Origin of the sequence: Aquidulcibacter sp., assembly GCF_044346625.1 — a bacterium.
In the GTDB taxonomy this organism is placed as follows: domain Bacteria; phylum Pseudomonadota; class Alphaproteobacteria; order Caulobacterales; family Aquidulcibacteraceae; genus Aquidulcibacter.
This window is the reverse complement of record NZ_JBIIYV010000135.1, coordinates 1-4,268: the sequence shown is the minus strand read 5'-3', so window position 1 is coordinate 4,268 and position 4,268 is coordinate 1. Positions and strand designations below refer to the sequence as shown.

Here is a 4,268-nt window from a genome sequence, read left to right as displayed (position 1 = left end):
CGATCAGCCGCATTGAAGTGCTGCGCGATGGTGCTGCGGCGATCTACGGCGCAGACGCGGTGGCTGGCGTCGTCAATGTGGTGCTGGACAAGCGCTACAAGGGCGTGCGCGCCGATTTGCGTCATGCTTTTGCCGATGGCACCGAGGAATCGACGGCGGCGATCAAGTCAGGCTTTGAAACACCAGGCGGCGGCCGCTTGATGGTATTTGGCAGCTACACCCACCGCACGCCCTTAATGGCTAGCGAGCGGGCGTTTTCCGCCAGTGAAGATCATCGCGCGGCACTGTTTGGTACGCCTTGGGCGGGCGATACGTCCTTTGACAACCGCTCCACCTCTTCGCCTTGGGGTTCGTTCACGGTCATTCCGACAACCACCATTGTGCGACAGGGCACCACGGCGCTGACGGCGTCGGGCGTGTTCCACGTCGAGCCAACCAATAACTTTGCAGCCGGTTGCTCCAGCACCGTTATCAATGGCAATCTGTGCTTGCGCAGCGGCACTATCACCGGCGCAAACTCCCGCGTCTTGCGCTATGACGAAAATCCAGACCGCAGCATTCGCGGCGGGCTAGACCGCGCTACTCTATTTGGTACCTTCACCAAAGATATCAGCTCGATGGAGTTCTTCTCCGAGCTTGGCTATTACCATGCTGAATTGGAAGGCAAGCGGGAGCAATCGGCCCCGATTTCAAGTGCCGTAATCTCTATCCCAGCCACCAATTTCTACAACCCGTTTGGTGCTACCACGATCAATGGCGTGGCCAATCCAAACCGTTTGGCCAATTTAACCGGTGTACCAACAACCGGCTTGGCGCTGCGCATCACCACCTATCGCCCAGTCGACGCTGGTCCTCGTACCTTTGTGGTGACTGACGACATGGTGCGCGGTCTAGCAGGCTTGCGCGGGGATTGGGGCGATTTCAAATGGGAATCGGCCGTGACCTATTCGTGGGCCCGTACCGATGACGAAACCCGCAACGTCATCAGCAACACCTTGTTCCAGCAGGCTTTGGCTAAATCCACCCCAGACGCCTACAACCCCTTCAATGGCGGGACGCAGCCAGCCTATTCCTTTGGCGATGCGACACCCAGCAATCCAGACACGATCAAGTCCTTCTTGGTCAATGCCAATCGCATTGGCACCACGTCCTTGGCCACCATCGACTTCAAGGTCTCCAAGGCAGAATTGTTTAAATTGCCCGCAGGGTCTGTCGGCTTTGCTGGTGGTGTTGAAGTGCGCAATGAGACCTATCAAGACAATCGCGACGCCCGCCTGGATGGGACCGTCACCTATACCGATGTTGTTAGCGGCATCACCTATGGCACTGACATCATGGGCGCGAGCCCATCACCAGATGTCAAGGCCGATCGCTCTGTCTCCGCTTTGTTTGCTGAGCTTTCCGTGCCGGTCGTGTCGGAAGAGATGAATGTTCCGCTGATCAAGTCGATCGACTTGCAATTGGCGGCACGGGGCGAAAGCTATTCAGATTTCGGCGAGGTGGTGAAGCCAAAGATTGCTGGCAGCTGGGTAATTGTTGATGCGATCAAGCTGCGCAGTTCGTGGTCGCAAAGCTATCGTGCACCAAACCTCGCGCAATTCTATAGCGCGGGCACCCAAGTCGCGAACACGCGGACCGACTTTGCAGCCTGCCGCCTGAACAACACGACCTGTACAGGTGTCAGCACGCTGGAAGTGCGGGCCGGCAATCAAAAGCTGAAGCCAGAAGATGCGGAGAACTTCTCCTACGGTCTGGTGTTCCAGCCGATCAAGGGCCTGACCCTTACCGTCGATTCTTGGTCGTTGAAGTCCGATGGCGTGATCGGGATCCAGGGCGCACAGAACCAGATCCTTTATGATCTGTTGTTGCGCCAAAGTGGCAAGTCCAATCCAAACGTCGTGCGTCTGGCCCCCGTCGGGACCCAAGTAGTTGGCGACTTATCCTTTGTGCAGGACGATTACTTCAACCTCGGGCCCCGCTCCTTGGAAGGGATCGATATTGGCTTGAGCTATGATCTTAGGACCAAAAAGTATGGCAATTTCAGCATTGACTTAGCGGGTTCGAAATTGACTGAGTTCCAGCAGTCCGCTTCGCCTGTTCAACAAGAACTGATCGATGCAAATGCGGCGGGCAAGTTTGGGACCGGTGTGTCGATCACCCAAGCGGGTAGCCAAATTCAGGTCAACGGCAATCCAGAATGGCGCGCCACGGCGAACCTGACTTGGCGCAAAGGCCCCGTCAGTGTCGGCGCGCTGGTCAGTTATGTCGGTCCAGTCTTTGATACCGGCACCCTGCTGGTCGATGGGCAAAACTATCAGTTGGACTCCATGACCACCGTCAATACCTATGTCCAATACCGTCAGGATGGCTATCGGGCCCGCTTTGGTGCACGCAATGCGTTTGACCAAAAGCCGCCGCGCAGCTCTTCAAACTATGGCTTCTTGGGTTCTTTGCATGACGCTGTTGGTCGGATGTTCTATTTGGAATTGTCCAAGGAATTCTAAGACTCGTCTGAACACATCAGAGGCCTCTTTCTTACGCATTGCTTGAAGGGGGCCTTGATGTCTTGGTAATAAGGGTTGAATTTTAGCGGGAATGAAGCGGCGATGAAGCAAACATCTAACCTTATGCGTTTGGTTCTGGGGGCTGTTGTTTCAGTCTCGCTGGTATTCTCACCCGTTCAAGCCCAGCGCAAACAGCTTCTTGAATATCCCAGCATCCACTCACCCGTTGTCGGCCAGTCCGGCATGGTGGTCACACAAAATGCCACCGCCTCCAAAGTCGGGGCTGATGTCATCGCTCAAGGCGGTAATGCGGTTGATGCGGCGGTTGCAATTGGCTTCGCCTTGGCTGTGACCTTGCCGCGCGCAGGCAATATTGGCGGTGACGGATTTATGTTGATCCACGATCAAGCCAACGGCAAGCAACACTTCATCGACTTCCGCTCCGTCGCACCAAAAGCTGCGACCTTGGCTATGTTCATCGATAATGCAGGCAAAGAAAGCCCAATCGCGGGCAGGGGCTATCTGGCACCTTCGGTCCCTGGCACGGTCGCAGGCCTTTATCTGGCCCATCAAAAGCATGGCAAGCTGCCCTGGTCAGCGGTCGTGGCCCCGGCCATTGCACTGGCGCGTGATGGGATCGCCATCACGCCAGACGAAGCCTTCGTGTTCGAATGGGCAAAGGAACGTCTGTCGACCAGTGACGCGGGCAAGCGCGCCTATTACAAGCCAGACGGCAGTCTTTATCGCGCTGGTGAAGTCCTAAAGCAGCCCAATCTGGCTTGGACCCTGACCCAAATCGCACAGCGCGGGGCAGACGGCTTCTATAAAGGACCCGTCGCGCAGAAATTTGCTGCCGATATGGCCCGTCACAATGGCCTGATTACCGAAGCTGACCTTGCGGCCTATCGCCCCGTTGAACGAGAGCCCCTGCGCGGCACCTATCGCGGCATCGACATTGTGACGGCACCTCCAGCAAGTGCTGGTGGGGCCACCCTGCTCAACATCCTCAATATTCTTGAGAATTTTGATCTCAAGGCTTCGGGCGCGGGGTCTGCCCGTTCGCTCCATGTGATGTCTGAAGCGATGAAGCGGGCCTATATTGATCGCACAGAAGTTCTGGGCGACACCGACTTCGTCAAAGCCCCGGTAAAAGGCTTTATCTCTAAGGCTTATGGCCAAGAGCGGGCTAAGAGCATTGATCCAAGCCGGGCCTCTCAAGTCAAAAAGCTAAACGTCGGTGATCCGTTACGGTTTGAAGGCCCATCAACCACGCACTACTCGGTGGCAGATGCACAAGGCAATGTCGTCAGCACGACCTATACTTTGGGGGCGGACTTTGGCTCTGGTGTTATGATCGAGGGCACCGGCATTCTTCTGAACAATCAGATGAACAACTTCGACCATGAAGGGGCGTTTGAGGCACAAAAGAATGGCACAAAGCCGCCCCTGAACGCCCTGGCACCGGGCAAGCGCATGTTGTCGACCATGATGCCGACGATTGCCTATAAGGATGGCAAGCCTTGGCTGGTGGTAGGTACGCCTGGTGGCAGTACCATCATCACCACTGTCACCCAGCTCATCGTCAATGTGATCGATTTCAAGTTGAACATTGACGAGGCGACACACCAGCCACGCATTTATCAGGGTTGGACCGACACGCTGCGGGTGGAGCCAAACTTTAATCCAGACACGGTCGCCCTACTTGAGCGCATGGGGCATAAGGTGACGTCGGATGAGACGATGGGCAGTGCCCAATCAATCATG

At 56.0% G+C, this 4,268-nt stretch carries 2 protein-coding genes; both read left to right on the top strand.

Annotation, left to right across the window (positions count from 1 at the left end; all coding sequences use genetic code 11):
• Nucleotides 1–2,504, top strand: a 2,504-nt coding sequence (locus ACIQ20_RS15985) for a TonB-dependent receptor domain-containing protein (protein WP_395782065.1), incomplete at its 5' end; no start/stop codon positions are given.
• Nucleotides 2,505–2,606: 102 nt separating this feature from the next.
• The coding region (gene ggt, locus ACIQ20_RS15980) for a gamma-glutamyltransferase (RefSeq protein ID WP_395782063.1) at nt 2,607–4,268 on the top strand (1,662 nt) is incomplete at its 3' end.